This window comes from Rathayibacter sp. AY1B5 (assembly GCF_002932795.1).
Taxonomy (GTDB): domain Bacteria; phylum Actinomycetota; class Actinomycetes; order Actinomycetales; family Microbacteriaceae; genus Rathayibacter.
This window is the reverse complement of sequence record NZ_PSWM01000009.1, coordinates 25,471-50,802: the sequence shown is the minus strand read 5'-3', so window position 1 is coordinate 50,802 and position 25,332 is coordinate 25,471. Positions and strand designations below refer to the sequence as shown.

The window sequence follows — 25,332 nt, the reverse complement described above, 5'->3', positions numbered from 1 at the left end:
CCGTGGGCCCGCCGTTTTCCGCGGCGGACGGACTGCACGGCCCCGGACGACACGATGCGGTGTGTCGATCCGGGGCCTCCTCTTCTTCCCCGAACCAGCGAAGGAGCCGCCATGACCACCGTGGCCCGCTGCAACGCCGCTTTCGCCGGACTCGGCGCCGGGCTCGTCCACCTCTCGCTCGCCGCCGGCGGGGAGGGCGTGCAGGCTCCGGTGATCGGTGTCCTCGGCGCCGTCGAGATCCTCTGGGCGGTCCTCGTCCTGGCGCGCGGCCGGATCGTCGCGGCGCGCACGTCGCTGGTCGTGGCGGTCGCCTCCCTGGCGGCGTTCGCGCTCGCTCTGGCACTGGGCGCACTCGCCGAGCCCCTGCCCGCACTGGCCGCCGCGGTCCTCCAGCTGATCGCGGTCGCTGTGGTGGCCGTCTCGCTCCGCTCTCCTCGCGCGGAGGAGAAGGCCGTCTCGCCGTCGCGCGCGCTCGTCGGGCTCCTGGCCGGAGCGCTCACCGTCTCGGCCCTCGCCACCCCCGCCATGGCCGCCTCCTCGGGCGGCTCGGGCGACATGGGCGGGATGATGCACTCGGTCGTCGACGGCGGACACGGGCACTGACGCCCTCTGGTCCCGGCGACTCCGCTCGGCTAAGGTAAGGCCAACCTAAGCAGCGAGGGAGGCCACCGTGTCGAACGTCATCCCGTTCTCCGAGGCCCTGCGCCTGCGCATCGGGCAGTCCGGCGCGGACGACGAGGGCGCCGCCTTCATGACCTCGCTGATGACCGGCTCCGGCAGCCGCGACGACTACATCGCGCTCGTCTCGCAGCACTACTTCGTCTACGAGGCCCTCGAGGCCGTAGCGGAGGACATGGCCGGCGATCCGGTCGCGGAGCCGTTCCTCTCGGCCAAGCTCACCCGGCTCCCCGCGATCGCGGAGGACCTGCGCTTCCTCGTCGGCGAGGACTGGCGCGAGCGCATCCGCCCGCTGCCCTCGACCAGCGCCTACGTCGACCGCATCCGCACCGTGGCCTCGGGCTGGAGCGGCGGCTTCGTCGCCCACCACTACACGCGCTACCTCGGCGACCTCTCCGGCTGCGCGATCGTGCGCGGGCTGCTGCAGCGGCGGTTCGGCTTCGAGACCAACGGCGTCGGCTTCTTCCTCTTCGGCGAGATCGCCGCGCCGTCGACCTTCCGCGCCACCTACCGCGAGCAGCTCGACGCCGCGGGCTGGGACGAGGAGGAGCGCGAGCGGGTCATCGCGGAGGTCGCGGAGGCGTACCGGCTGACGACGGAGCTGTTCCGCGATCTCGCCCGGACCCGCGCGGCGGCCTGAGGCCCCTGCTCCGACGTCCTCCGCCGGGCGTCAATCCGCCGACGCCTCCGCGACAGCCGCCGGCTCCGCCCGCCGCTCGGACATGAACCGCAGCACGTCCTTGTCGACGATGATGTCGCTCGGCCGGAGCGGCCGGGTCAGGTAGAGGCCCTCGAGGCTCGTGATGCGGCTGAGCGCCACGTAGGTCTGCCCGGGCGCGAACGCGCGCTGCCCGAGATCGACCACGGCCGAGTCGTAGGTCTTGCCCTGCGACTTGTGGATCGTGACCGCCCAGGCCAGCCGCAGCGGGAACTGCGCGAACTCGGCGACGATCTCGCGGGTCAGCTTCTTCGTCGCGGCGGAGTAGGAGTAGCGGTAGCGCTCCCAGGTCGCCGGCTCGACCTCGTGGACCTCGCCGTCGACCTCGACCCACACCGTCCCCGCGACCTTCGTCACGCGGCCGATCGTGCCGTTCACCCAGCGCTGCTCGGAGTCGTTGCGCAGGAACATCACGTGCGCGCCGATCTTGAGCTCGAGGTTCTGGTCCGCCGGATACGCGCGCCCGCCGAAGTCGCCGCTGATCTCGGCCGAGGCGGTCTTCAGCGGGCCCTTCAGCCGCGCCAGCGCCGCCTGGTTGATGCGGTTGACCGTGTCGTTGCGGGTCGCGAGCGTGATCGCGTCGTCGGCCGGCGGCGTCCGCGCGCCCGCCGCGTTCAGCACGTCGGCGATCTCCTTCGTCACCATGCCGAAGCGGACCGCGTTGAGCATCCACTTGAAGCGCTCGTCGCTCTGCCGGTGGATCCGGCCGAGCTCGACGATCCGCAGCGGCGCCTCCTGCCAGACGAGGGCGTCGAAGAACCACAGCGAGCGGTAGCGGTCGGCGAAGTAGGCGCGCTCCTCCGGATCGCCGGGGACGGGCGCGAGCTGGAACGGGTCGCCGAAGAGGACGACCTGCACGCCCCCGAACGGCTCGGAGCGCCGCTGCCGCGCCTGCCGGAGGCTGCGGTCGATCCCGTCGAGCAGGTCGGCGTTCACCATCGAGATCTCGTCGATGACGAGCGTGTCGATGGTGTTGAGGAGCTTGCGCAGCTCGGGCGGCTGGTCGAGGTCGGAGTCGGCGATGACGCCGATCGGCAGCCGGAACAACGAGTGGATGGTCTGGCCGCCGACGTTCAGGGCCGCGACCCCGGTGGGGGCGCAGATGACGATCTGCTTGTCGGTGTTCCAGCTCAGGTGGTTGAGCAGGGTGGACTTGCCCGTGCCCGCGCGACCCGTGACGAACAGGTGCTCGCGCGTGTTCTCGATGAGGTCGAAGACCCGCTGCTGCTCGTCGGAGAGGGTCGGCTGAGTCACCGCTCCACTGTACCCAGCGGAGACAGGCGCCCCGCCTCCTCCCCCGTCACCGCCGGCAGGAGCAACGGTGACGGAGGCCTGGGGAGGAGGCTCTGCGACCGGCTCACACGTCTCGGACGCGGGTGACCAGGAGGGCGGGCACGACGGCCGCGGCGACCCAGGCCAGCGAGGCCAGGACGGCGGTGCCGACGCCGACGCCGGTGCCGGACTCGTCCGGCAGGCGGGAGAGCGTCGACCCCAGGCTCGAGAGGAGATAGGCGGACGCATCGGTGATCCACTGCGCGTCGAGGAGCGAGCCCGCCAGCGAGACGACGATCGGGAGCACGAAGAGGACCCCGACGGCGGTGCCGATCGCCGCCGCGGAGCTGCGCAGCAGCGCGCCCAGCCCGACGGCGAAGGCCCCGACGACGGCGAGGTGGAACGCGCCGCCGACGAGTGCGCCGAGGACCTCGCCGTCGACCACCGGCGCCGCTCCCCTGCCCGCCAGCCCGGAGGCGATCAGGGCGAACGACCCGCCCGTGGTGATCAGGCCGAGCACGAAGGCGACGAGGGCCACCATCGCCGTGCGGGCGAGCAGCGAGGGTAGACGGCGTGGGACGGCGGTGTAGGTCGACCGGATCATCCCGGTCGTGTACTCCCCTCCGATCGAGAGGGCGCCGAGGACCGCGACGACGAGGCCGACCAGCTGCAGGTGCACGGTGGCGGCGGCGACCGCCAGCTGAGTCGCCCCCTCGGCGGATCCGACACCGTCGAGGGTCCCCCCGAGGATCGCCGCGAGACCGAGGGCGAGGAGGACCGAGACGCCGAGCGACCACCAGGTGGAGCGGACGGTCGCCAGCTTGAGCGCCTCCGAGGCGACGACTCCCCCGGCTCGGAGCCGGACGCCGTCGAGAGTGGAAGGACGGGGTGCGGTGCTCTGAGCGGTCATCGGACGGCTCCTTCCGTGGCGGAGGCGGTCGCGGTGGCGTACTCGACGGCGTCCGCCGTCATCGCGGTGTAGGCGTCCTCGAGCGAGCGGGTCAGCGGTGTGAGGGCGTGCAGGACGATGCCGCCGCGCAGCGACAGCTCGCCGATCGCGGAGGCGTCGAGTCCCTCCACCTCGAGCCCGCCCTCGGTGCGGGCCACCCGGGCGCCGCCTCCGGCGAGCAGCTCGGCCAGGCGGTCGGCCTCGGGGCTCGCGACGCGCACCCGGGGGCGCGCCTCCGCGAGGAAGTCGGCGAGGGGGGCGTCCGCGAGGATGCGGCCCCGGCCGAGGACGATGATGTGATCCGCCGTCTGCGCCATCTCGCTCATCAGGTGCGAGGACAGCAGGACGCAGCGGCCCTCCGCCGCCTGGCCCCGCACGAAGTCGCGGACCCAGCGCACCCCCTCGGGGTCGAGCCCGTTGACCGGCTCGTCGAGCAGGAGCGTCCGGGGGTCGCCCAGCAGGGCCGTCGCGATGCCGACCCGCTGGCCCATCCCGAGCGAGAAGCCGCCCACGCGCTTGCGGGCGACGCTCTGCAGCCCGACGAGCTCGATCACCTCCTCCACGCGTGCGCGCGGGATGCGGTGGGTCGCGGCGATGACGCGGAGGTGGTCGCGGACCGACCGCCCCCGGTGCGCCGCCTTCGCGTCGAGCAGGGCGCCGACCTCGCGCAGCGGAGCCGAGTGCTCGGCGTAGGGCCGGCCGTTGACGCGGACCGAGCCCGACGTCGGCCGGTCCAGCCCGACGATCATCCGCATGGTCGTCGACTTGCCGGCCCCGTTCGGGCCCAGGAAGCCCGTCACCCGTCCGGGCTCGACGGTGAAGTCGATCGCGTCCACCGCCGTCTTGGCGCCGAACCTCTTGGTCAGTCCTCGTGCCTCGATCATGAGGCCCCCTTCGCTCGTCCGAGCCGCCCGGCGCGGCCTCGGAGGAGGGCCCGGCCCAGCGGCGCGGCCAGTCTAGGAACGAAGGCGCCGTCGGCGTCGGACGTGGCGCGAGATGCGGGGGTGCGCCCACCCGCATCGGGGGGCTGGCCCCCGTACCCCGGGGCGTCAGCCGCGCTTCTGCAGGGCGGCCAGGCGGTCGTTGTAGGCCGTGAGCTCGGCCTCTCCGGTGCGGTCGGCCTGACGGTCGCGGCGCTTGGTCTCGCGGGCGTCGGAGCGGCTCCACATCATCGCCACGACGATCGCGAGCGCGAGGGTGGGGATCTCGCCGATGCTCCACGCGATGCCGCCGGCCGCCTGCTGATCGGCGAGCGCGGAGGTACCCCAGCCCATCGCCCCGTACCAGTCGGCGAGGAGCAGCCCCTCCCCCGTCATCAGCGCGAGGCCGAAGAAGGCGTGGAACGCCATCGTGCCCAGCAGCAGCAGGAGGCGCATCGCGTAGGGCACGCGGTGCACGCTCGGGTCCACTCCGATCAGCACGCTGACGAACAGGTACCCGGTGATGAGGAAGTGGACGATCATCCACTCGTGGCCGATGTGGTCCGTGGTGGCCCAGCGGAACAGCGGGGAGTAGTAGAAGCCCCAGAGCGACCCGACGAACAGCAGCGCGGCCACGATCGGGTGCGAGATCGCGGTGGCGAAGCGCGAGTGCACGGCGAGCAGCACCCACTCGCGGGCGCCGCGGGAGCCGTCGGTGCGGCGGGCGGCGGCGCGGGCGATCAGCGTGACCGGTGCCGCCGGGACGAGCAGCAGCGGCACCGCCATCGTGAGGACCATGTGCGAGAGCATGTGGGCGCTGAACAGGTACTTCTCGTACGCGTTCACTCCGCCGTTCGTGATGTAGGCCAGGAGGAGCATGCCCGCGATCCAGAGGATCGTGCGGTGCAGGGGCCAGCGGTCGCCGCGGCGGTGCAGGCGCACCACTCCGGCGACGTAGAACGCGATGGCGAAGGAGCAGACCAGGAGCCAGACCAGGTCGATGTTCCAGAGCGTGAGGAAGTTCATCGCGCTCGCGGGCGGCGGCAGGGGCTCGCCCGTCAGCAGCTGGGCCGGGGTCGGATCCGTCAGCTGGCTCGCGGCGATCTGGTCGACCGGGGTCGCGGTGCGCGCGAGCGCCGCGGCGACTCCGGAGGCGATCCCCATGAAGGCGATCTCGGCGCCCACGAGCCACCAGAAGCTGCGGCCGCCGACGCCGCCCGCCTTCCGCATCCGATCGATGAGGTAGCGGCGCTGCAGCACGCCGAACAGGCCCAGCGCGACCAGGGCCGCGACCTTGACCAGCACGAGGATCCCGTAGCCGGTGAGCAGGTTGTCGAGGGTGGCGAGCCGGAGCTCGGCGCTGACGTAGCCGGACGCCGCGACCACGACGAAGCTCACGAGCGCGAGGCTGGAGTAGCGCTCGATCACGGGCAGCAGGCGGGAGCCGCCGAGCAGGGGCCGCAACGCGATGACGGTGATGAGGCCGCCCAGCCAGATCGCCGCGAAGACGAGGTGCAGGCCCAGCGCCGTGACGGCGGCGTCGTGCCCGCTCGCTCCCGCCGCGTGCCCCTGCTGCGCCATGGGCAGCAGCGTGAGCAGGGCCAGGCCCGTGACGAAGACGAGCGCGGTCTGGTTGCGGACGGCGAAGCAGAGGACGGTGACGACGGCCGCGAGCAGGGTCGTGATGAGCCAGGCCTGGCCGACCTCGATGCTGCCGATGAAGTAGCTGAGCTTGGTGCCGAAGTCGCGGTCGAGGCTCAGGGGCGTCTGCGTGACGTTGAGGAAGGTGAGGAACCCGGTCACCGCGCTGGCCGCCGCGAAGAAGGCGGCGCTGGCGGCCGCAACGTCGAGGGCGATCGAGAACTCGGTGCGCGGCTCGGGCGCGGCCTCGGCGACCGCGGTGCGCGCGGGGGCGACCGCGGTGCGCGTCGATCCGGCGCGGGACGAGGACTGGCCACCGCGCGAGGAGGCGTGGCCGGCGCGCGAGGAGGCGTGCGCGGTCGACGCGCGGGACGACGACCGGGCGTCGCGCGCGGCGGCGGCGCGGGGGCTCAGCGCGAACAGCGTCAGCACGAGCGAGCCGATCATGCCCGCGGCGCCGAGATTGACGGCGAGCTTGGCGATGGGGAGGCCGTAGCGGACCACGGGGCCGGGATCGTTCAGCAGCGGAGCCGCGGCTCCCCCGCCGAAGGCCAGGGCCGCGAGGAGGGCGACGAGCGCTGCGGCGACGAGCACGAGCGCAGGGCCGACGATCCGGACGGTTCGATTCACCGCTCCAGCCTACGTTCCGCGGCTGATCGGGAGCCGCGTCCGCGGACGACGACGGCCCCGGCGCATGCCGGGGCCGTGTCGGAGGGCGCGACTACTTCGCGGCGGCCTTGAGCTTGGTGCCCGCGGAGACCTTGACCGAGTGGCCGGCGGCGATCTGGATGGTCTCGCCGGTCTGCGGGTTGCGGCCGGTGCGCGCGGCGCGGGAGGTGCGCTCGACGGCGATCCAGCCGGGGATGGTGACCTTCACGTCGTTCGACACGGAGTCGGCGAGGGTGGTGAAGAGCGAGTCGAGGACGCCGTTGACGGCGGCCTGGCTCTGGCCGGAGTCGGCGGCGATCTTCGCGACGAGCTCGGTGCGGTTGAGCGACTTGTCAGCCATGGAGTGTCCTCCCAGGACGTTCTCGCTGTCGGAACAGCTGGTTTCGATGGATCGTCCTCGGCCGGGGACGGACGTCCTCAACCGGTCGGACCGTCGGTAACCTACCAGCCCCGCCCCGGATCTCCGGCGATTCCGACCTCGAGACGCCCGGAACGACGCCGATCGCGCCGGTCGGTCCCTCCACAGGAGGCGCTCGGCGCCCCTCGTCCACCGATCCGCCGATCGCCTCTCCGCGGGGCCCACCGCCTGACGAGGATCGGCGCATGACGACGACGGCATTCCTTCCTCCACCCGCTCCGGCCGGCTCGGGCCTCCCCCGCCCGCCGCGGCTGCACCCTTCCGCCCGTCGACCGTACGAGCCCGGGCTCGCGGCGCTCGCGCTGGGCCTGCTCGCGCTCGCGTCCTCCGTGCATCCGCTCTGGGCGCTCCCCGCGGTCGCCGTGGCGGTCGTCGCGGTGACCGCGTCCGTGCGGGCGCTGCGGTGGTCGGGCGAGCGGAGGAGCGCGGTGGCCGGGCTCGCCTGCGCGGCCCTCGCGCTGCTCGTCTGCTCCGTCACGGCACCCGCCTCCGTGCGGGCGGGCCTCGCCGTGCTGGCCTGGATCGCCTCCCTGCGGCCCGGCCCGTGAGCGGGCGCGGCTCCGGTCCAGCCCGCCTCGCTACAGTGACGGCGGCCCGCGCCCGAGCGGGCCGGGAGGACGGCCACGATGGCTCAGACGGACGGTTGGATCTCGACGGCGATCTGGTGGCACGTCTACCCGCTCGGCTTCACCGGCGCCGAGGCGAGCGCCTCGGAGGGTCCGGGTCCGGACGACGAGCCGCAGCACCGCCTCCGCGCCCTGCTGCCCTGGCTCGACGACCTGCTGGCGCTGGGCTGCAACGGGCTGCTGCTCGGGCCGGTCTTCGCCTCCTCCACTCACGGCTACGACACGGTCGACCACTTCCGGGTCGATCCGCGCCTCGGCGACGAGGCCGACCTCGACGCGCTGATCGCCGCGTGCCGCGAGCGCGGGATCCGCGTTCTGCTCGACGGCGTCTTCAACCACGTGGGACGGGAGCACCCCTGGTGGCGTGCCGCGGTCGCGGCCGGCGAGGGCTCCTCCGAGGCGGCGCGCTTCTCCCGCAGCGAGCGGTCGCAGGAGGTCGACGGTCTCCGCGTCGACGTGTTCGAGGGCCACGACGCCCTGGTCGAGCTCGACAACGGGAACCCCGAGGTCGCGGAGCAGGTGTCCTCCGTGCTCGCGCACTGGCTCGAGCGGGGCATCGACGGCTGGAGGCTCGACGCGGCGTACGCGGTCGCGCCGGCGGCCTGGCACGCAGCGATCGACCCCGTGCGCCGGCGCTTCCCCGACGCGTGGTTCGTCGGCGAGGTCATCCACGGCGACTACTCCGGCTACGTGCGGGAGTCGGGGCTCGACTCGGTCACGCAGTACGAGCTCTGGAAGGCCGTCCGCAACTCCCTCGAGGAGGCGAACCTCTTCGAGCTGGCCTGGTCGCTGAAGCGCCACGACGAGTTCGTCCGCGAGTTCCTGCCCCTGACCTTCCTCGGCAACCACGACGTGACCCGGATCGCCAGCGCGATCAGCGACGAGCGCCACCACGGCCACGCCACGGCGATCCTCGGCTTCGTCGCCGGCGTGCCGAGCATCTACTCCGGTGACGAGCGGGGCCTGCGCGGCGTCAAAGAGGAGCGGATCGGCGGCGACGACGCGATCCGCCCCGAGTTCCCGGCCGATCCCGCCGAGTGGCCGGGCGGCGAGGCGTACCGGGCCCACCAGGAGGTCATCGCGTTCCGCCGACGGAATCCGTGGCTGGTCGGCGCGAGCACCCGCACGGTCGACCTCTCCAACACCGCCGTGCTGCTCGTGGCGGAGGGCCAGGAGGGACGCACCGCGCGGCTCGCGCTGAACCTCGGCGACGAGACGGCGACCGTCGGCGGCGTCAAGGTCGCTCCCCACTCCTGGTCGCTGCACGACTGACCCGGCGCCCAGGCGGCAGGTCAGTGCTCGACGGAGCATCGACCTCCGGGAGCCGGTCCTCTACGCTCGGGCGCATGCCGAGACCTGCACGAGGACCCTCCGACGGGCGAGCCGACTCGATCGACGACGCCGGGATGCCGGCGTCCGGACTGGAGCAGGCGTTCGCCGCCCCCGTCGACCCGGAGAGCGACCCCGGACCGGGCGAGAGGAGCGGCCTCTCGAGCCGCATCGCCCAGGAGCTGCTCGAGGACGGCTTCGGCCTCGACGCGAGCGACGAGGAGACTCCGTCCCGAGCGGTCGAGATCGACGACCCCGCCCGCGCCGTCGGCGACGATCCCGCCCACCCCGTGCACGGCTCGATGTCCGGCGAGTTCGAGCGCCGCTGAGCCCGGCCGCCCGCCGTCGGTCGGCCGTCGTCACCCCGGCGGTGCCGCGCCGCCCGCCGCCGGAGCCGGGTCCGGATCGGCCGCCTGCAGCTCGGCGAGGAATCCGGGACGGAGCACGCGCGCCTCGATCGACGAGGCTCCCGAGGTCCAGCCGTCGCCGAGCGGACGCCCGGGCGTGAGCAGCACGTGTCCCGGCGTCCCCGCTCGGCCGAGCACGGCGGCGACGCGGCCCTCCGGATCGTAGAGGGCGTGGTCGACGAGCGGTCCGTAGACGGCGTGCACCGCGAAGTCCTCACGGCGGCCGAGGAGGACGGGCAGCAGCTCCTCGCCCGGGCGCAGGCCGTGGGGCCACCAGCGGAAGCGCTCGACGAGCTCGTGGCAGGAGGCGCACGAGGGCGAGAAGAAGACGAGGTGCGTCGCCGGGCGGGACAGCTCCTCGAGCGTCAGGAGCTCGCCGGCCACCGTGACGAACGCGAGGTCGGCGGCCGAGACGTCGCCCTCGGGCGCGGGCCCCGGCGCGGACCCCCGGTCGGCTGCGGAGAAGCGGGCGGCCGCCCGGACGCGAGCGGCCGTCGACGCCGCACGGCGGTCGCGCACCAGCGCGAGCGAGACCGCGGCGAGCGCGGCGGCGAGGCCTGACGCCGCCGCCGAGGCCCCGCCGCCGCCGAGCAGCGCGGCCGGAGCGAGCCCGCCGAGCGCCCCGGCGACCGCCAGCACGAGCAGCACCGCGTTCCTCGCGACGGTGCGTCCGGTCATCCGCGCCGAGCCCAGGCCGCCGAAGCACTCGCAGTCGACGTCCTCCCTGGCGCGGACCGCGCGGACGGCGACGACGAGGAACACGGCGTCGAGGAGCGCCACCGGCACGAGGGCGGCACGGTGCAGCGGAGCGGGCGCCAGCACCACTGCGGCGCCCAGCGCGATCTCGACGACGGGGAAGGCGGCCGCGAACCAGCCGCGGCGCCGGAGGAGGGGCGGGACCCCGAGCGCCTCGAGGCTCACCCGGAACCGCTCCGTGCGGCCCAGCTTCAGGGCACCGCTGACGACGAGCACCGCGCCCGCGCACCACGCGGCGATCGCGAGAACCGCCTCCACCATCCGTCGCCTCCTCGCTCGGCACCGACCCGCGCGACGCTACCGGCGAGGACGGGCCTCCCGCGGCCGAGGCGGGGAACGGGACGGAGACGGCGCGAACGGGCGCCTTCCGCCCGCCCGACGAGCCGCTGCCGACGCATCCGGCGCGCCGATCCGTCCAGGCGTGGCGCTCCCGGGCTCCCTCCCGGTCCCGGACGCCCGCTCCGCCGTACACTGCGAGGGGATCGGAGGGGTCATGCGGGGACGGCGAGCGCGCGACGAGCGGCACGGCACTGCCGCGACCCCGACGGCGGACGCCGCTCCCCCGGCTCCGGTCCCGGCTCCGGCGCCCTCGGACTCGCCCGACGACGCCTCGGGCGACGTCTCGACCGGCATGCGGATCGCCGCCGCCTGGTCGTGGCGGTTCCTCGCCGTCGCCGGTCTCCTCTACCTCCTCGTGCGCCTCGTCTCGCTGCTGCCCGTGATCGTCGTGCCGGTGCTGATCGCCCTGCTGCTCACCGCGCTCCTCACCCCGCTGCGGAACCGGCTCGAGCGCCTGCGGCTCCCCCGCCCGCTCGCGGTCCTGGTCTCGATCGTCCTGATGCTCCTCCTGCTGACCGGCCTCGTCGGGCTGGTGGTCGTGCAGTCCCGCTCCGGCTTCAGCGGCGTGGGGCAGCGCGCTCTCGACGCGGTCGACGGCGTCGAGGCGTGGCTGCGGAGCCCGCCGCTGTCGTTCTCGGACGTGCAGCTCTCGGACTGGGCGCAGCGCGCGGTCGACTGGGCCGACGCGCAGGCGTCGACCATCGCGTCCGGAGCCCTCGCCGTCGGCTCCCAGCTCGCCGAGGTCTTCGCCGGGACGCTGCTCACGCTGTTCTCGCTGATCTTCCTGCTCCTCGACGGCCGCCGGATCTGGCACTGGTTCCTCCGCCTCCTCCCCCGCCGCGCGCGCCCCGCGATGGAGCGCGGCGGTGCCGCCGGCTGGCGGACCCTCAGCCAGTTCGTGATCGCGCAGCTCGGCGTCGCCGGGATCAACGCCGTCGGCATCGGCATCGGCGCGCTCGCGCTGCAGCTGCCGCTCGTCGTGCCGATCGCGATCGTGGTGTTCCTCGGCTCGTTCGTCCCGATCCTCGGCGCGATCGTGACCGGTGCGCTCGCCGCGCTGGTCGCGCTGCTGTTCAGCGGGCCCGTCGCCGCGCTGGTGATGGTCGGCGTCGTGATCCTGGTGCACCTGCTCGAGGGGCACGTGCTGCAGCCGCTGATCCTCGGGACCGCCGTGAAGGTGCATCCGCTCGCCGTGGTCCTCGGAGTCGCGACCGGGCTCGAGGTGGCCGGGCTCGCCGGGGCGCTGTTCGCCGTGCCGGCCATCGCGACGCTGAACGCGGCGGTCACCGCCATGCGGGCCCGCGCGCCCGTCGCGGAGTGAGCGCGTTCGATCCGGACGCCCGACCCGGATCGACGGTGCTGCCCGCCCTCGCCTGCCCGGTCTGCGGCGGTGAACTCGCCCCCGATGCGCTCCCCCGGCCCTCCTCGCTCCGCTGCCCTCTCGGGCACAGTGCAGACCTCGCCCGCCAGGGCTACGCCTCGCTGCTGCGCGGCAGGCACGCGACCTCGGGCGACACCGCGGCGATGGTGCAGGCCCGCGCCGACCTGCTCGGCTCCGGCCACTACCGGGTGATCCAGGACGCGGTCGCCGCGGCCGTCCCCGGCGACGCGCGGCTCGTGGTCGACCTGGGCTGCGGCACCGGGGCGTACCTCGCGGCCGTGCTCGACGCGCATCCGGCGGCGGACGGGCTGGGCCTGGACCTCTCGGCCCCGGCCGCCCGCCGCGCCGCCCGCGCGCACCCCCGGGCGGCGATCGCGACCGCGGACCTCTGGCAGCCCCTCCCGCTGGCCGACGCCTCCGCCGACGCGCTGCTCACCGTCTTCGCGCCGCGGAACGCCCCGGAGATGCGACGGGTGCTCCGTCCGGGCGGCGTCGCCGTCGTCGTCACTCCGCGCGAGCGGCACCTGCACGAGATCCGCGAGCGGTTCGGGATGCTCGGCATCGACGCCGGCAAGGCTGAGCGGCTCGACGAGCAGCTGGCGGGGTTCGCGCTCGGGGAGCGCATCGAGCTGGACACGGCAGTGCTGATGAGCGTCGACGAGCTGCGCGCCGAGGTGCTGATGGGGCCGAGCGCCCACCACGTGGATCCCGAGGCGCTGGACGCTCGACTCGCGGCAATGGAGGGGACGACCGCGGTGACGGTCGCGGTCACCGTGTCGCGCTTCGTGCGCGCGGAGTAGCGGCGGGCGCGCCGCCGGCCCCGCGTCAGTACGTCTCGCGCCGGCGCTCCTGGTCGACCACTGCTTCCCGGTCCGCGAGGCGGCGCAGGCCCGCGAGGGGCTGGGCCATCCGGTGGTTGCCGCGGAGGACCGGCTCGGCCCGGTCGAGGAAGGCCCAGTAGCCGGCGGTCACCGGGCAGGCGTTCTCGCCCAGGCGCACCTTCGGGTCGAAGCGGCAGCCGCCGCAGTAATCGGACATCCGGTTGATGTACGCGCCGCCCGACGCGTAGGGCTTCGTCGCGACGACGCCGCCGTCGGCGTGCTGGGACATCCCGATCACGTTCGCGGGCATCACCCACTCCGTACCGTCGACGAAGACGTCCACGAACCAGTCGTTGAGCTCCGCCGGGTCCCAGCCCCGCTGCAGTCCCCAGTTGCCGAGCACCATCAGGCGCTGGATGTGGTGAGCCCAGCCGTGACGGTGCACGTCGTCGAGAGTCTCGTGCAGGCAGTTCGCCTCGATGCCGCTCGGGTCGAGAGCGAGCAGCTCGGCGGGCAGCGGGGTGGAGGCGCCGAGCGCCCGGCTGCGGTTCCGGTACTCCGGGCCGAGGTGCCAGAACAGGTTCCAGACGTAGTCGCGCCAGCCGAGGATCTGGCGGACGAAGCCCTCCGTGGCCGCGATCGGGGCGCCGCCGGCGGCGTACTCGGCCTCGGCCGCGTCGATGACGGCGCGCGGATCGAGGACGCCGAGATTCATCGGGGCGCTGAGCAGCGAGTGCGCCATCGTCCAGTCGCCCGAGAGCATCGCGTCCTCGTAGGTCCCGAAGTCGCCCAGGCGCGACGACACGAAGTCGGCGAGCGCCGCCTCGGCCTCGGCCGGGGTCGCGGCGAAGCGGCGCGGACCGTCCGCACCGACCAGGCGGACCGCTCCCTCGGCCTCCCAGCGCGCCAGGTCGGCGCGCACCTCCTCGTCGATGTCGTCCTCCTCCGGCCACCACGGGTCGGGCAGGCCGAGCCGGGAGGCACCCTTGGGCGGCGGCTGGCGGTTGTCGTGGTCGTAGTTCCAGCGGCCGCCCTCGGGCTGGTCGCCGCGCATCAGCACGCCGGTGCGCTCGCGGCTCCAGCGGTAGAAGTCCTCCAGCAGCAGGCGCTTGCCGGAGCGGGCGAGCGCCCACTCGCGGAAGTCCTCCTCGGCCGTGATGAAGCCGCGGCTGGGCAGGACGCTCATGCCGAGCCGGCGGGCGAGGCGGCGGCCGCCGCGGGTCGGCGGATCGATGACCTCGAGATCGTCGCGCCCGGCGAGGGCCTCGCCGAAGGTCTCGGAGCGGACGTACTCGACGCGGTCGCCGAGCTCGCGGGCCCGGTGGCGCAGCGCCGACAGCAGTAGCTGCGCCTTCGCGCGGTGCATCGGGCGGCGCCCGAAGGCCGATCGGGCCTCGACCAGCAGCATCGGGCCGCCGTCGTCGAACGCCGGGCCGAGCTGGCCGATGACGCTCCAGCGGGTGCGAGGGGGTCTGCTCATCCTCGGAGGCTAGGCGGACGGATCCGGCGCCGGTAGGAGTTGCGCGGCACGGATGTGCAGCCGCCACGTCTTGCACCCCCGCCCGCGATGCAGAAGTCTCGGAGCGAGCGCGGCCGATCCGACCGCGCACCGACGCGACGAAGCGAGGAGGCCGCCATGGCCCACCACGACCACGACAACGAGCACCACGAGGGTCACGAGCACCACGACCACCACGAGGGTCACGACGAGCACACCGCCGGCCACGGCCGTCACGTCGCCGAGGGCACGAGCACCGAGGACACCGAGGGCGGCGAGTACACCTCGACCGAGGGCGTCTCGCACACCGCCGGCGAGGCCGAGGGCAGCTACGTCGACACCTCGGTCAACGAGCAGGCCACCGCCGACAAGGGCAGCTACGTCGACACCAGCGCCGCGGGCACCTCCGCCGAGGGCGAGGGCGAGTACACCGACCGCGACGAGTGACCCGCGCTCGCGCCCAGGCGCCGCGCGTCCCGGCGGACCACCGCGCTCCGGCCGGTGTCCCGGCGGGGAGCCGGCGCCTCGGCGGGACGCGGGTGTCCGCCGGAGCTTCAGGCGGGCTTCAGCGGGCCCGCGGCTAGCCTGGGCTCGCGCGGGACTCCGCGCGCCGAGCCCGGGGAGGCCGCCATCCGCATCCTGGTCGTCGACGACGAGATCAATCTGCTCCGCGCCCTCGAGACGGGCCTGGAGGCCGAGGGCTTCACCGTGGACACCGCCACCACCGGCACCGACGCCCTCTGGTACGCGCAGGAGGCCGACTACGCCGCCATCGTCCTCGACCTGATGCTCCCGGACCTCAGCGGGTTCCGCGTCTGCGAGCGCCTGCGCGCCGCCGAGGACTGGACCCCGATCCTGATGCTCACGGCGAAGGACGGCGACCTCGACCAGGTCGAGGCCCTCGACACCGGAGCCGACGACTACCTCACCAAGCCGTTCTCGTTCCCGGTGCTCGTCGCGCGGCTGCGCGCCCTCATCCGCCGCGGAGCCGCCGAGCGGCCGACCGTGCGCGTCGTCGGCGACCTCGTGCTGGATCCCGCCTCCCGGAGCGTCGAGCGGGGCGGAGTGGCCGTGCCGCTGACCGCGCGCGAGTTCAGCGTCCTCGAGTACTTCGTCTCGCGGACGGGCGAGGTCGTCTCCAAGCGGGACGTCCTCGGAGCCGTCTGGGACTTCGACTACGACGGCGACCCGAACATCGTCGAGGTGTACGTCCGCACCCTGCGCAACAAGATCGACCGGCCCTTCGGCCGCGACACCCTCCGCACCCGGCGCGGGGCGGGCTACACGCTGGTGGCCGGGTGAGCCGCCGGAGCCTGCGGACCCGCATCACCGCGGCCGCGACCGCCGTGGTGGCCGCCGCCGCGCTCCTCGGGAGCGTGCTCTTCGTCCTGGTCCTCTCCTTCGTGCTCGCCTCGAGCACCGCCTCCGCCGCCGACGCCGAGGCGGAGCGGGTCGCGGCGCTGGTGGAGCAGGGCGGCCCGGAGGCGGTCCGCGGCTCGGAGGGCCTGGTCCAGCTCGTGGTGGACGGGCGGGTCGCCGCGGCGGGCGAGGACGCGGAGGACCTCCCTCCGCTCGCGCGGGCCGAGAGCGACGACCCGGTCACGGTCGACGTGGACGACGAGGGGCCGGTGGTGGTCGCCGCCCGTCGGCTCGACGACGACTCCCTCGTGGTGGTCGGCGTGCCCGACGAGGGCCGCGAGGAGGCGGTGTCCACCACGATCGGACTGCTCGCGGTCGCCGTCCCGCTGCTGATCGCGCTGGTGGCGGTGGTGTGCGCCCTCGTCGTCGGCCGGGCGCTGCGCCCCGTGGAGCGGATGCGCACGGAGGCCGAGGCGGTCACCTCCTCCGCCCTGGACCGCCGGATCGCCGCCCCCGGCTCCGGCGACGAGGTCGACCGGCTGGCGCACACCCTCAATCGGATGCTCGATCGGCTGCAGAACGGGCAGGAGCGGCAGCGGCGCTTCGTCTCGGACGCCTCGCACGAGCTGCGCTCCCCCGTCGCGGCGCTGCGCCAGACCGCGGAGGTGGCGCTCGCGCACCCGGACCGGCTCGACTCCGCCCGGCTGGCGAGGACGGTCGCGGAGGAGTCGGTGCGGCTCGGCGGCCTGATCGAGGGCCTGCTGCTGCTCGCCCGGGCGGACGAGGCGCGCCTGGCCGTGGCGGCGGCCCCGGTGGACCTCGACGACCTCGCCCTCGGCGAGGTGCGGCGCCTGCGCGACTCCGGAGCCCGAGTCGACGCGAGCGGGATCTCGCCCGTGCAGGCGGTGGCCGACGGATCCCTGCTCTCGCGGGCGCTGCGGAACCTCGTCGACAACGCGATGCGGCACCGCTCCTCGCAGCTGGCGCTCTCGACCCGGATCGACGGAGCGGAGGCGGTGCTCGCGGTGGACGACGACGGACCGGGGATCCCGGCGGCGGAGTGCGAGCGGGTGCTCGAGCGCTTCGTCCGCCTCGACGAGGGCCGGGCGCGCGACGCCGGAGGATCGGGGCTCGGCCTGGCGATCGTCGCCGGGATCGCCCGGGCGCACGGCGGACGGGTCGTCGTGGGCGACTCGGCGCTGGGCGGCGCCCGGGTCGAGGTGCGGGTGCCGCTCGTCCGCTGAGCGGGCGCTTCAGGCTGGCTTCAGCGCCCGACCGCGAGAGTGCTGGAGGCGTCGACGAGCGGCGCCGGGACGGAGCCGTCGTGCAGAAGAAGACGAAGATCATCGCCGGGATCGCCGGAGCGGTCGTGCTGATCGGAGCCGGGACGGGCATCGCCTACGCCGCGACCGACGGCTTCGAGGGATCCGACTCCCTCACCGGCAGCGACCTGGACCGCGCGAGCGAGGCAGCCCTCGCCGAGATCGGCGGAGGGACCGTCACCTCGGCCGAGCGCGACGACGACGGCGCCACCGGCTACGAGCTGGACCTGACCGGCCGCGACGGCCTCGAGTACGAGGTGCGCCTCGACGACTCCTTCGCCGTCGTGTCCGTCGACCCCGACGACCGCGCTCTCGAGGCGGGCTCCGGCGACGCCGTCGCCCCGGCCGGCGGCGGCGACCCCACCGCGGCCGCCGTGGATCCGGACGACCTCACCGGCGACGACCTCGCCCGTGCGAGCGAGGCCGCGCTGGGCGCAGTCGGCTCGGGGACGGTCACCGAGGCAGAGCGCAGCGACGACGCCGACCACGTCTTCGAGGTGGAGGTCACCCGCGAGGACGGCACCGACGTGGACGTCGAGCTCGACGCCGCGTTCGTCGTGCTCTCGACGCAGGAGTAGCGCTCTAGCGGCCGCCGGGGCCCTTCGCGGCCCCGGGCGCGGCACCGCTGCCCGCGGGGGCGCCGACTCCGGTCGCTGCGCCGCGAGCGCCGGGACCGTTGCCGTTGCCGCCCGCGTTGCCGTTGCCGTTGCCGGGAGCGTTCCCGCTGTTGCCCGGTGCGTCGCCGCCGTTCCCCGGAGCGTCGCCGCTGCCGCCCGGAGCGTCGTCGCCGGGAGCGGCCGGGGTCTCCTCCGCGGGCTCCTCCGGCTCGGTCGGCGTCTCCTCCGGCTCCGACTCCTCGGGCGAGGGCGCGGGGTCGTCCTCGGTCTCGACGGGAGCGGGAGTGTCCTCCAGCTCCTCCTCGACCGGGGTCGTCTCCTCGGGAGCCGGCGCCGTCGTCTCGGCGGGCGTCGGCTCCGGGGCTCCCGCGATCAGGGACTCGAGATCGCCGCGGACGACGTCGACCTGCGTCTGCACCGTCGCCGCGCGGTCGGAGCTGACCGAGCCCTCGGCGAGCGCGGCGTCGAGCGCCGACTGCAGTGCGGCGAGCTCGGTGAGGGCGCCCTGGTAGTCGTCGGCCGAGGCCTTCTCGGCGACGGCCACCACGGCGTCGTCGAGGGTCCGGGCGGTGCCGTCGTCGATGCCCTGCGGCGCGGAGGAGCAGCCGCTCAGCAGCAGGACCGAGGCGAGCACGGCGCCGGCGGCGCGCAGTCGGAGGCCCCTCACGAGCGGATGCTCTCGCGCAGCTGACGCAGGTGGTCGCCCAGCTCGCCGTCCACCTGCGGCAGAGGAGACTGGGGACCGTCGATCAGGATGATCGCGAGCCCGACGGCGACCGCGACCAGCGCGAGCACCAGCACGATGAGCCACGGGCTCGGGCCGCGGCGCTGCGGAGCCGCGGACGCGGAGCGGAGCGTGGCCGTGCGCGGCGCCGGAGCGGTCTGCGGCGCCTGAGCGGTCTGCGGGGCCGGAGCGGCCTGCGGGGCCGGAGCGATCCGCTCGGTCGCCGTGAAGCGCTGCGTCGGAGCGATCGCCTCCGTGGCCGGGTCGGCCGCGAGCCGGCGGGTCGGGTCGAGAGCCTCCGTCCGCGTGATCTGCTGGGTCTCGGGGAGGGGCTCCGTCGACATCACGCGGGTGGCGGGGACGTCGGGGACGACGATGGCCGCAGGCGGGGAGTCGCGCCGCGGATCGATCAGGCGGCGCGCCGACTCCGCCACCTGCAGCGCGGCGGGGCGCTCATCGGGCTCGCGCCGCGTCATCGCGGTCAGGAGCGAGGTCCAGCCGCTGCCGAGCGACTCCGAGACCTCGGGATCGCGGAGCAGGCGGGCGAGCGTCACCTCGATCGCCGAGCCCGTGAACGGGCGGCGGCCGGTCAGCGACTCCAGGAGCACCAGGCCGAGGGAGTAGATGTCGCTCGCCGAGGTGACCGGATCGCCGTGCGCCTGCTCGGGGCTGAGGTAGGCGGCGGTGCCGATGAGGGTGCCGGGGGCGGTGATCCGCGTCGCGTCGATGAGGGAGGCGATGCCGAAGTCGGCCAGCTTCGGGCGGAACTCGCGGCTGGTCAGCGGGCTCGGGACGAGCAGGACGTTCGACGGCTTCACGTCGCGGTGCACGACTCCGGCCGCGTGGACCGTGTGCAGCGCCTCGCCGAGGTCGCCCGCCATCGAGGCGACGTCGTTCGGCGCGACCGGGCCCTCCGCGAGCCGCTCGGACAGGCTCGGGCCCTCGGCGAGCTCCATCACCATGTAGGCCTGGCCGTTGGTGTCGTCGCCGCCGTCGTGCGCGTCGTAGAGGGTGACGAGGGCGGGGTGGTTGAGGGCCGCGAGCAGCCGGATCTCGGACGCCTTGCGCTGCAGGTCCTGCGCGTCGTCGATGCCGGGGGCGAACATCTTCAGCGCGACGGAGCGGCCGAGGACGCCGTCGCGCGCCCGGTAGACCGTGGCCATGCCGCCTCGGCCGATGAGCTCCTCGATCGTGTACCGGCCGTCGACCGTCGTCCCGACGATGCGGGTGTCGCCTGTCCGGTGGGATGCCACGGGTCCTCCTCGCGGTCGGCGGCGGGTGTGCCGCGCCCCCCGGTGCGACCGTCGACCCAGGGTAGTACGTCGACCCTGCACGCCGCCCTCCCTCGGCCGGGCTGTCAAGCGGGTGCCCCCGCGGACGCCCCGACGTAGCGTCGGAGGTCCCGACGAAAGGCGACGACATGGACCAGGACCGCACGGAGCAGGACGACCAGGGCTCGACCATCGGCAAGCCGGACGGGGCGGCGCCCGCCACCTCCTCCGAGAGCGAGACCATCGAGAAGGACATCTCGGAGTCGCCCGGCAGCGAGCGCGAGACCGAGGCCAAGCAGGACTCGGACCCGGCGGAGAGCCGCACCGAGGTCTCCGGCTCGGCGGAGGTGAAGGCCGTGCCCGGCACGGGCGGCCCGGACGACGTGGGCGACGTCGAGGTCGACCCCGACGAGGTCTCGCTGAACGGCAAGCCGTTCCCGGGTCACGCCGGCACGAAGTAGGACGCCCGGGAGGGGCGGGGCCGCGGCTCCGCCCCTCCCGCGTTCTCACAGGGGCGACGCGGGCGAGGGAGGGAGGCGCCGGCCGTGGCGCGGATCAGCCCGGGCCTGTCAGGCGAGCGGCGTCAGCAGGCCCGGGTCGCGGCGGTCGACGGTGCGGGAGTTGTTGACGCGGCGGTCGACCGGGTGGGCCGTGACGGTCGAGGCCATCGCGGCGGACGCCCGGTCGAGGGTGGCGAGCATCTCCTCGGCGGAGGCGAGCGGCGCAGGGTCGAGCCAGGCGTCGCGCACGTCGGGGGTGAGGAACACCGGCATCCGGTCGTGCACCTCGCCGGAGGCGTCGCGCGCCTCGCGGGTGATCACCGTGAAGGAGACGCGCCAGTCGTCGCCCTCCTTGCGCGCCGTGTAGAGGCCGGCCGCGGCGAGGATCGGCTCCTCGCCCTGCAGGAACCAGGGCTGCTTGCCGTCGGCGCGGGTCTCCCACTCGTAGTACCCGCGCATCGGGACGATCGCGCGCTGCTTGGCGAACGCTCCGCGGAACAGGCCGTTCGTCGCGACCGTCTCGAGGCGCGCGTTGATCGGCGAGGGCCCCTTGCCCTTCGACCAGGACGGGGTGAAGCCCCAGGACGCGAGCTCCAGCTCGCGCTCCCGCTCTCCCTCGTGGAGCCGCTCGCGCACGATCGGCGCGATGTCGGTGGGAGCGACGCTGTAGTCGGGCGCCCAGTCCTCGGCGCGCCCGCCCGCGGCGACGAACTCGCGGATCAGCTCATCGGTCTCGGAGTCCATCGCGAAGCGGCCGCACATGCGGGACAGGCTACGCCGCACCTCCGACGCCGCGCGAGGCGCCCGGTCCGACCACCCGGGACTTCGCGGACCAGAAGCGCATCAGCGCGCCGGCGAGGATCGAGCCCAGCGCACCCGCGGCGAGATCGCCGAGCGTGTCCTCGTAGCCGACGAAGATCGAGGAGTCGATGAAGCGGTGCCCCGCCCACTCGCCCCACTCCCACAGCACGCCCGCGGTCGTGCCGAAGCAGGCGCAGAGCACGACCGCCGGGAGCAGCGGCCCGCGATCGCCCGCGACGGCCGGCACCACTCCGGCCCGCGCGGCGACGATGTAGGCCACCGCGGCGATCAACCCGTTGAGCACGCAGTGCACGACCAGGTCCCACTGCGGCCAGGCCTCGTAGAGGCCGAGGACGCTGCTCCAGGACGCCACGAGCAGCGCGAGCCCGAAGAGGGCGTCGAGCGCCGGCCGGATGCCGAGGAAGCGCGGCAGCACCAGCCCGATCGCCGCGAGCGCGAGCACCGCCACGTCGACCAGGTCCCAGCCGATCGCGGCCGCCACGATGCTCGCCGCCCCGATCGCGCGGATGCCGTCGGCCGTCCACTCCCCGCGTGTGCGCGGGGGCTCGAGGAAGGTCTCGACGAGGGCGGTGCCGCTCACGGGTTCGTGAAGCGCAGCACGGCCTGGACCGGCTCGTGGTCGGAGGGCGCCGCTCCCCCGTAGCGGACGGCGTTGATCCCCGCGGAGACGACCTCGAACGCGCCCGCGCTGACGAGCAGCCAGTCGATCCGCTTGCCCGGCGCGGGCGGGCGGTAGTTCGAGAAGGTGCTCCAGGAGTGGGTGAGGTGCTCCTCCGCCGTCTCCCACGCGTCCACGAGGCTGCCCTCGTCGAGGATCGTCCGGTAGGGGACGGTGTCGACGTCGGTGTTGGTGTCGCCCATCACGATCGCGGGGCGTCCGAGCTCGAGGACGCGGCGGGCGATCAGCTCGGCGGAGCGCTGGCGCGAGCGCCGCGAGATGTGGTCGAAGTGGGTCGAGATCACGGTGAGCTCGCGGCTGGTCGCGTGATCGGTCAGCTCCGCGATCACGGCCGTGCGGGGGATGCGGTTGCCCCAGCTGCGCGAGCCGGCGACGTCCGGGGTGTCCGACAGGGCGATCTGAGTCCAGTGCCGGACGGCGTAGCGGCTGCGGTCGACGAAGAGCATCACGCGCTCGCCGCCGCGGTCCGCGTCCCGGCCGAAGCCCATCGCCTCGAAGGAGGAGCCCAGCGCCTCGTGCACGGCGGCCGACTGGTCCGGCAGCGCCTCCTGCACGGCGAGGATCGAGGGGCGCTCCTGCTCCAGCACCCGCTGGACGAGCGGGCGGCGGCGGTCCCACTGGTCGACGGCACGGGAGGTGAGGCGCGGCATCCGGCGGCGGATGTTGTAGGTCATCACGTGCAGCTCGGGCGCCTCGGTCGGGCCGATCAGAGGCGTCGCGTCGGTCATCACTCCACCCTACGGGGGCGGATCGAGGTGGCAGGGAGGCTTGCGGTGACCGCTCGCGGCCGCTCTACTTCGGTCATGCCCCTCTCCCCGGACCTCACCGCTCTCGCCGACGAGCGCTTCGTCTCGCTCACCACGTTCCGCAAGTCCGGGGACGCCGTCTCGACCCCGGTCTGGATCGCCCGCGACGGCGACGAGCTGATCGTCACCACCCCCCGCCGCAGCGGCAAGGTGAAGCGCCTCCGCAACGACGCGCGGGTGACTCTCGTCCCGTGCGACCGCCGCGGCCGCGTCTCGGACTACGCGGTGCCGGTCGAGGCCGCCGCGGAGATCGACGCGGACCCCGGCGAGGTCGAGCGCCTGGGCCGCGTGTTCCTGGCGAAGTACCGGCTCGAGTACCGCGTCTTCCTCCTGATCGAGGGCCTGGTGACCCGCGCCGACCGCACCCGCGTGATGCTCCGCGTCTCCGACCGCTGACCCCGCGCGGCCCTACACCCCCGGAGGCTCCCGCTGGAAGGCCTGGGGGCCGCCGGACCCCGGGTCTACGGTGAGGCGATCGCCGGTGCCCCTGCGCGCTTCCCGCGCGCGCTCCGGCGGCAGTCAGAAGGAGCACGCAATGAGCATCGGAGCAGGGATCTTCCTCCTCGTCGTCGGCGCGGTCCTCGCCTTCGCGGTGGACGTGCAGGTGTCCGGGATCGACCTGAAGCTGGTCGGCTACATCCTCATGGCGGCCGGAGCGGTCGGCCTGATCCTCGGGCTGGTCCTGCTGACACGCCGCCGTCAGGCCGTCTCGACCACGCGCTCGGCCGTCGACCCGGCCAGCGGCGAGCAGGTCACCCGCCGCTCGAGCGAGAGCGACGGTCCGCTGATCTGATCGGCGGAACGACGAAGGGCGGGACCTCGCGGTCCCGCCCTTCGTCGTTCACGGCCCTACTCGGTGGGCTCGTCCGGCTCTCCGCCGGAGACGGTGTCGGTGTCGCCGCCACCGGAGGAGGTGTCCGTCCCGGTGCCGTCGGGGAGGTCCTCGGTCTTCTCGGTGTCCTCACCCGTGGTGCGGTCGGTGCTCATGGCGCTCTCCCTTCACGTCGGCGACCTGCCGACCCTCCCACTCTGCTCCGCCCGCGCCTCGCGGGGCAGGGGGTAGCGGAGGCGGAGGCCGGCGTGGAAGGCGCCTACTCCTCGACGACGATCGTGGTGATGACCGGGTTGCGGCGGTGGCGGCGGGTCAGCCAGCGGCCGAGGGTGCGCGTGATCAGCGCCTCCATGGCCTCGAGCTCGACCGGCTTGCCCGCGGCCTGCAGGACCGCGTCGTCGATCGCCTTGCTCGCGTTGGCCTTCCAGCCCGGCTCCTCGACGAAACCGCGGGTGAAGAACTCGACCGGCTCGCCAAGGGTGCCGCGGTCGAGGTCGGCGATGGCGAGGACCGTGATGGCCCCCTCCTCGGCGAGGACGATGCGGTCGTTCATCGCGTCCTCGGTGGCGACGCCCATCGTGGTGCCGTCGACCAGGATCTGGTCGGCCGGGATGCGCCCGCTGATGCGCGAGCGGCCCTTCACCAGGTCGATCGAGACGCCGTCCTCGATGACGAAGACGTCCTTCTCGTCGATCCCGGTGCGGGTCGCGATCGCCGCGTTCGCAGTGAGGTGGCGCCACTCGCCGTGCACGGGGAGCACCGCGGTGGGGCGGAGGATGTTGTAGCAGTAGGCGAGCTCGCCCGCGCTGGCGTGACCCGAGACGTGCACCTTGGCGTTGCCCTTGTGCACGACGGTGGCGCCCCAGCGGGTGAAGGCGTTGATGATCCGGTAGATCGCGTTCTCGTTGCCGGGGATCAGCGAGCTGGCCAGCAGCACGGTGTCGCCGGGGCCGATGTCGATGATGTGGTCCTTGTTGGCCATGCGCGAGAGCGCCGCCATCGGCTCGCCCTGCGAACCGGTGCAGATCATCACGATCTCGGTCGCGGGGAGCTTCTCGAGCACCTTCATGTCGACGACGAGGCCGGCCGGGATCTTGAGGTAGCCCAGGTCGGCGGCGATGCCCATGTTGCGGACCATCGAGCGGCCGACGAAGGCGACCTTGCGGCCGTGGCGCTGCGCGGCGTCGAGGACCTGCTGGATGCGGTGCACGTGGCTCGCGAAGCTGGACACGACGATGCGGCGCGGCGCGGTGCGGAACACCTGGTCGATCGCGGGGGCGAGGTCGCCCTCCGAGATCGCGAAGCCGGGGACGTCGGCGTTGGTGGAGTCGACCAGGAACAGGTCGACGCCCTCGTCGCCGAGGCGCGCGAAGCCGGGGAGGTCGGTGGTGCGCCCGTCGAGCGGGAACTGGTCCATCTTGAAGTCGCCCGTGTGCAGCACGAGGCCGGCCTCGGTGCGGATCGCGACGGCGAGCCCGTCCGGGATGGAGTGGTTCACGGCGAGGAACTCGAGGTCGAAGACGCCGGCGTCGATCCGGTCGCCCTCCTTCACCGGGCGCGTGCGCGGGGTGATGCGGTGCTCCTGCAGCTTCGCGCTGATCAGCGCGAGGGTGAAGGTCGAGGCGATGATCGGGATGTCGCCGCGCTCCTTGAGGAGGTAGGGCACACCGCCGATGTGGTCCTCGTGGCCGTGGGTGAGGACGATGGCCTCGATGTCCTTCAGGCGCGAGCGGATCGCGGCGAAGTCGGGGAGGATCACGTCGATGCCGGGCTGGTTCTCCTCCGGGAAGAGGACGCCGCAGTCGACGATGAGCAGCTTGCCCTTGTGCTCGAAGACGGTCATGTTGCGGCCGATCTCGCCGAGGCCGCCGAGCGGGGTGATCCGCATGGCGCCCTTCTCGAGGGGCTTGGGCTTGGGGAGCTCGAGGTGGTGGCGGGCGGGCTTGGCGGTTCTGGCGTTTCTCATGCGGTTCTTCCG

The 25,332-nt window shown here is 74.0% G+C and carries 28 protein-coding genes; 14 read left to right on the top strand and 14 right to left on the bottom strand.

The window, feature by feature from the left end; genetic code table 11:
• Positions 1–111: 111 nt before the first annotated feature.
• Together C5D44_RS07910 and C5D44_RS07905 are read left to right on the top strand one after the other, a co-directional pair.
• On the top strand, positions 112–603 hold the full coding sequence (locus C5D44_RS07910; RefSeq protein ID WP_104281339.1) for a hypothetical protein: 492 nt from the start codon (positions 112–114) through the stop codon (positions 601–603).
• Between the two features lie 67 nt (positions 604–670).
• Entirely contained in the window at positions 671–1,318 is a 648-nt protein-coding gene (locus tag C5D44_RS07905) for a heme oxygenase (biliverdin-producing) (RefSeq protein WP_104281338.1), read from the top strand.
• A 30-nt stretch (positions 1,319–1,348) separates the two neighbouring features.
• Here C5D44_RS07905 and C5D44_RS07900 read toward each other — a convergent pair whose 3' ends face one another.
• From C5D44_RS07900 to C5D44_RS07885, 5 genes are all read right to left on the bottom strand, one after another.
• Complete coding sequence (locus C5D44_RS07900) at positions 1,349–2,650, bottom strand: ATP-dependent RecD-like DNA helicase (protein WP_104222908.1); 1,302 nt, start codon at positions 2,648–2,650, stop codon at positions 1,349–1,351.
• A 103-nt stretch (positions 2,651–2,753) separates the two neighbouring features.
• Positions 2,754–3,578, bottom strand: coding sequence for an ABC transporter permease (locus tag C5D44_RS18455; protein WP_258065076.1), 825 nt, complete (start codon positions 3,576–3,578; stop codon positions 2,754–2,756).
• On the bottom strand, positions 3,575–4,501 hold the full coding sequence (locus C5D44_RS07895) for an ABC transporter ATP-binding protein (RefSeq protein ID WP_104276254.1): 927 nt from the start codon (positions 4,499–4,501) through the stop codon (positions 3,575–3,577). Before C5D44_RS07895 ends, C5D44_RS18455 begins: the two co-directional genes overlap by 4 nt.
• Before the next feature lie 165 nt (positions 4,502–4,666).
• A complete protein-coding gene (locus C5D44_RS07890; RefSeq protein WP_258067912.1) occupies positions 4,667–6,808 on the bottom strand; it encodes a bifunctional copper resistance protein CopD/cytochrome c oxidase assembly protein in 2,142 nt (713 codons plus the stop codon).
• A gap of 91 nt (positions 6,809–6,899) precedes the next feature.
• The gene (locus C5D44_RS07885; protein WP_056037903.1) at positions 6,900–7,187 is read right to left on the bottom strand and encodes an HU family DNA-binding protein; all 288 of its coding nucleotides are present in this window, start codon (positions 7,185–7,187) and stop codon (positions 6,900–6,902) included.
• Between the two features lie 263 nt (positions 7,188–7,450).
• On the opposite strand from C5D44_RS07885, the gene C5D44_RS07880 reads away from it, so the two are divergent.
• The 3 genes from C5D44_RS07880 (at position 7,451) to C5D44_RS18450 (ending at position 9,549) form a co-directional block, all read left to right on the top strand.
• Positions 7,451–7,813 carry a hypothetical protein gene (locus C5D44_RS07880; RefSeq protein ID WP_104281336.1) on the top strand — a complete coding sequence of 121 codons (363 nt, stop codon included), beginning with the start codon at positions 7,451–7,453 and terminating at the stop codon, positions 7,811–7,813.
• A 78-nt stretch (positions 7,814–7,891) separates the two neighbouring features.
• Complete coding sequence (locus C5D44_RS07875; protein ID WP_104281335.1) at positions 7,892–9,163, top strand: alpha-amylase family glycosyl hydrolase; 1,272 nt, start codon at positions 7,892–7,894, stop codon at positions 9,161–9,163.
• A gap of 74 nt (positions 9,164–9,237) precedes the next feature.
• Positions 9,238–9,549: a hypothetical protein gene (locus C5D44_RS18450; RefSeq protein WP_146082543.1), complete on the top strand. Its 312-nt coding sequence runs from the start codon at positions 9,238–9,240 to the stop codon at positions 9,547–9,549.
• A gap of 30 nt (positions 9,550–9,579) precedes the next feature.
• Here the strand turns inward: C5D44_RS18450 and C5D44_RS18445 are convergent, their stop codons facing one another.
• Positions 9,580–10,644 carry a MauE/DoxX family redox-associated membrane protein gene (locus tag C5D44_RS18445; protein ID WP_104281333.1) on the bottom strand — a complete coding sequence of 355 codons (1,065 nt, stop codon included), beginning with the start codon at positions 10,642–10,644 and terminating at the stop codon, positions 9,580–9,582.
• A gap of 232 nt (positions 10,645–10,876) precedes the next feature.
• Between C5D44_RS18445 and C5D44_RS07860 the strand changes: the two genes are divergently transcribed.
• Together C5D44_RS07860 and C5D44_RS07855 are read left to right on the top strand one after the other, a co-directional pair.
• A complete protein-coding gene (locus C5D44_RS07860; protein ID WP_104276259.1) occupies positions 10,877–12,043 on the top strand; it encodes an AI-2E family transporter in 1,167 nt (388 codons plus the stop codon).
• Complete coding sequence (locus tag C5D44_RS07855) at positions 12,040–12,903, top strand: methyltransferase domain-containing protein (protein ID WP_104281332.1); 864 nt, start codon at positions 12,040–12,042, stop codon at positions 12,901–12,903. The genes C5D44_RS07860 and C5D44_RS07855 overlap by 4 nt, the downstream gene beginning before the upstream one ends.
• A 25-nt stretch (positions 12,904–12,928) precedes the next feature.
• Here C5D44_RS07855 and C5D44_RS07850 read toward each other — a convergent pair whose 3' ends face one another.
• Positions 12,929–14,404: a cryptochrome/photolyase family protein gene (locus tag C5D44_RS07850; protein ID WP_104281331.1), complete on the bottom strand. Its 1,476-nt coding sequence runs from the start codon at positions 14,402–14,404 to the stop codon at positions 12,929–12,931.
• A gap of 156 nt (positions 14,405–14,560) precedes the next feature.
• On the opposite strand from C5D44_RS07850, the gene C5D44_RS18290 reads away from it, so the two are divergent.
• From C5D44_RS18290 to C5D44_RS07830, 4 genes are all read left to right on the top strand, one after another.
• A complete protein-coding gene (locus C5D44_RS18290) occupies positions 14,561–14,869 on the top strand; it encodes a hypothetical protein (RefSeq protein ID WP_104276262.1) in 309 nt (102 codons plus the stop codon).
• 183 nt (positions 14,870–15,052) lie between these two features.
• Positions 15,053–15,724, top strand: a complete 672-nt coding sequence (locus tag C5D44_RS07840; protein ID WP_104281367.1) for a response regulator transcription factor — start codon at positions 15,053–15,055, stop codon at positions 15,722–15,724.
• Positions 15,721–17,025: a cell wall metabolism sensor histidine kinase WalK gene (locus tag C5D44_RS07835; protein ID WP_104281330.1), complete on the top strand. Its 1,305-nt coding sequence runs from the start codon at positions 15,721–15,723 to the stop codon at positions 17,023–17,025. The genes C5D44_RS07840 and C5D44_RS07835 overlap by 4 nt, the downstream gene beginning before the upstream one ends.
• Before the next feature lie 80 nt (positions 17,026–17,105).
• Positions 17,106–17,681, top strand: a complete 576-nt coding sequence (locus C5D44_RS07830; protein WP_104276264.1) for a PepSY domain-containing protein — start codon at positions 17,106–17,108, stop codon at positions 17,679–17,681.
• Positions 17,682–17,685: 4 nt separating this feature from the next.
• On the opposite strand, the gene C5D44_RS07825 is transcribed toward C5D44_RS07830, so the two are convergent.
• Together C5D44_RS07825 and C5D44_RS07820 are read right to left on the bottom strand one after the other, a co-directional pair.
• On the bottom strand, positions 17,686–18,387 hold the full coding sequence (locus tag C5D44_RS07825) for a hypothetical protein (RefSeq protein ID WP_104281329.1): 702 nt from the start codon (positions 18,385–18,387) through the stop codon (positions 17,686–17,688).
• Entirely contained in the window at positions 18,384–19,697 is a 1,314-nt protein-coding gene (locus C5D44_RS07820) for a serine/threonine-protein kinase (RefSeq protein WP_104281328.1), read from the bottom strand. The genes C5D44_RS07825 and C5D44_RS07820 overlap by 4 nt, the downstream gene beginning before the upstream one ends.
• A gap of 167 nt (positions 19,698–19,864) precedes the next feature.
• On the opposite strand from C5D44_RS07820, the gene C5D44_RS07815 reads away from it, so the two are divergent.
• Entirely contained in the window at positions 19,865–20,176 is a 312-nt protein-coding gene (locus tag C5D44_RS07815) for a hypothetical protein (protein ID WP_104222919.1), read from the top strand.
• A gap of 108 nt (positions 20,177–20,284) precedes the next feature.
• Here C5D44_RS07815 and C5D44_RS07810 read toward each other — a convergent pair whose 3' ends face one another.
• From C5D44_RS07810 to C5D44_RS07800, 3 genes are read right to left on the bottom strand one after another with little or no spacing between them, the layout of a single operon-like run.
• Positions 20,285–20,977: an SOS response-associated peptidase gene (locus tag C5D44_RS07810; RefSeq protein ID WP_104281327.1), complete on the bottom strand. Its 693-nt coding sequence runs from the start codon at positions 20,975–20,977 to the stop codon at positions 20,285–20,287.
• Positions 20,978–20,987: 10 nt separating this feature from the next.
• The gene (locus C5D44_RS07805; protein WP_104276268.1) at positions 20,988–21,617 is read right to left on the bottom strand and encodes a hypothetical protein; all 630 of its coding nucleotides are present in this window, start codon (positions 21,615–21,617) and stop codon (positions 20,988–20,990) included.
• Positions 21,614–22,444 (bottom strand): endonuclease/exonuclease/phosphatase family protein, encoded by an 831-nt coding sequence (locus C5D44_RS07800; protein ID WP_104276269.1) that lies wholly within the window; start codon positions 22,442–22,444, stop codon positions 21,614–21,616. The genes C5D44_RS07805 and C5D44_RS07800 overlap by 4 nt, the downstream gene beginning before the upstream one ends.
• A 75-nt stretch (positions 22,445–22,519) precedes the next feature.
• Between C5D44_RS07800 and C5D44_RS07795 the strand changes: the two genes are divergently transcribed.
• Positions 22,520–22,918 (top strand): PPOX class F420-dependent oxidoreductase, encoded by a 399-nt coding sequence (locus C5D44_RS07795; RefSeq protein WP_104281326.1) that lies wholly within the window; start codon positions 22,520–22,522, stop codon positions 22,916–22,918.
• Positions 22,919–23,057: 139 nt separating this feature from the next.
• Positions 23,058–23,315 carry a DUF6458 family protein gene (locus C5D44_RS07790; protein ID WP_104222924.1) on the top strand — a complete coding sequence of 86 codons (258 nt, stop codon included), beginning with the start codon at positions 23,058–23,060 and terminating at the stop codon, positions 23,313–23,315.
• Between the two features lie 56 nt (positions 23,316–23,371).
• On the opposite strand, the gene C5D44_RS18030 is transcribed toward C5D44_RS07790, so the two are convergent.
• Positions 23,372–23,509 carry a hypothetical protein gene (locus C5D44_RS18030; protein WP_181110003.1) on the bottom strand — a complete coding sequence of 46 codons (138 nt, stop codon included), beginning with the start codon at positions 23,507–23,509 and terminating at the stop codon, positions 23,372–23,374.
• Positions 23,510–23,613: 104 nt separating this feature from the next.
• Positions 23,614–25,320, bottom strand: coding sequence for a ribonuclease J (locus C5D44_RS07785; protein WP_104222925.1), 1,707 nt, complete (start codon positions 25,318–25,320; stop codon positions 23,614–23,616).
• Positions 25,321–25,332 lie beyond the last annotated feature (12 nt).

Excerpts from the sequence above, each read along its gene's own strand:
- C5D44_RS07910 (WP_104281339.1), top strand. The coding sequence starts at position 112 with ATGACCACCGTGGCCCGCTGCAACGCCGCTTTCGCCGGACTCGGCGCC.
- C5D44_RS18455 (WP_258065076.1), bottom strand. The coding sequence starts at position 3,578 with ATGACCGCTCAGAGCACCGCACCCCGTCCTTCCACTCTCGACGGCGTC.
- C5D44_RS07895 (WP_104276254.1), bottom strand. The coding sequence starts at position 4,501 with ATGATCGAGGCACGAGGACTGACCAAGAGGTTCGGCGCCAAGACGGCG.
- C5D44_RS07885 (WP_056037903.1), bottom strand. The coding sequence starts at position 7,187 with ATGGCTGACAAGTCGCTCAACCGCACCGAGCTCGTCGCGAAGATCGCC.
- C5D44_RS07880 (WP_104281336.1), top strand. The coding sequence starts at position 7,451 with ATGACGACGACGGCATTCCTTCCTCCACCCGCTCCGGCCGGCTCGGGC.
- C5D44_RS07875 (WP_104281335.1), top strand. The coding sequence starts at position 7,892 with ATGGCTCAGACGGACGGTTGGATCTCGACGGCGATCTGGTGGCACGTC.
- C5D44_RS18450 (WP_146082543.1), top strand. The coding sequence starts at position 9,238 with ATGCCGAGACCTGCACGAGGACCCTCCGACGGGCGAGCCGACTCGATC.
- C5D44_RS18445 (WP_104281333.1), bottom strand. The coding sequence starts at position 10,644 with ATGGTGGAGGCGGTTCTCGCGATCGCCGCGTGGTGCGCGGGCGCGGTG.
- C5D44_RS07860 (WP_104276259.1), top strand. The coding sequence starts at position 10,877 with ATGCGGGGACGGCGAGCGCGCGACGAGCGGCACGGCACTGCCGCGACC.
- C5D44_RS07850 (WP_104281331.1), bottom strand. The coding sequence starts at position 14,404 with ATGAGCAGACCCCCTCGCACCCGCTGGAGCGTCATCGGCCAGCTCGGC.
- C5D44_RS18290 (WP_104276262.1), top strand. The coding sequence starts at position 14,561 with ATGGCCCACCACGACCACGACAACGAGCACCACGAGGGTCACGAGCAC.
- C5D44_RS07815 (WP_104222919.1), top strand. The coding sequence starts at position 19,865 with ATGGACCAGGACCGCACGGAGCAGGACGACCAGGGCTCGACCATCGGC.
- C5D44_RS07810 (WP_104281327.1), bottom strand. The coding sequence starts at position 20,977 with ATGTGCGGCCGCTTCGCGATGGACTCCGAGACCGATGAGCTGATCCGC.
- C5D44_RS07800 (WP_104276269.1), bottom strand. The coding sequence starts at position 22,444 with ATGACCGACGCGACGCCTCTGATCGGCCCGACCGAGGCGCCCGAGCTG.
- C5D44_RS07795 (WP_104281326.1), top strand. The coding sequence starts at position 22,520 with ATGCCCCTCTCCCCGGACCTCACCGCTCTCGCCGACGAGCGCTTCGTC.
- C5D44_RS07790 (WP_104222924.1), top strand. The coding sequence starts at position 23,058 with ATGAGCATCGGAGCAGGGATCTTCCTCCTCGTCGTCGGCGCGGTCCTC.
- C5D44_RS18030 (WP_181110003.1), bottom strand. The coding sequence starts at position 23,509 with ATGAGCACCGACCGCACCACGGGTGAGGACACCGAGAAGACCGAGGAC.
- C5D44_RS07785 (WP_104222925.1), bottom strand. The coding sequence starts at position 25,320 with ATGAGAAACGCCAGAACCGCCAAGCCCGCCCGCCACCACCTCGAGCTC.